This is a genomic window from Streptomyces sp. 4F14 (assembly GCF_048159485.1).
Taxonomy (GTDB): domain Bacteria; phylum Actinomycetota; class Actinomycetes; order Streptomycetales; family Streptomycetaceae; genus Streptomyces.
In genome coordinates, this window is the sequence record NZ_JBLRVY010000184.1 from 1 (window position 1) to 402 (window position 402).

Here is a 402-nt window from a genome sequence, read left to right on the forward strand (position 1 = left end):
GGTCCGCCTGGAGTACGGCCACCAGGATGTGGAGGCCTACTACGACGGCTGGTTCGACACCGGCGCCCTGTGGCGCGAGGTCTTCGGTCCCCTCGAACCCGGCGGCGACGGCCGCGTCCTGCCCGACCTGTGGGACCCGGTCACCGACCGGGCTACCCGCAGTCCCTATGTCCAACTCCCGCTCGGTGGCTTCCTGTTGCTGCACGGCCCCCTCCTTCTGCGCCACTGGTTCCCCTTCGACCTGACCGTCCATGTCCTCCTCTCGTCCGGCGCCCTGCGCCGCCGCACCCCCGAGGCCGAGCACTGGACCCTCCCGGCCTTCGAGCGCTACGACCGGGAGATCGACCCGGCCCGTGCCGCCGATGTCCTGGTGCGCGCCGATGACCCGCGGCATCCTGCGTG

The 402-nt window shown here is 71.9% G+C and carries 1 pseudogene; it reads left to right on the top strand.

Going from position 1 to position 402, the window contains the following annotated elements:
* Positions 1-402 (top strand): annotated as a pseudogene (locus tag ACLZOT_RS50230) (uridine kinase); the annotation flags it as partial.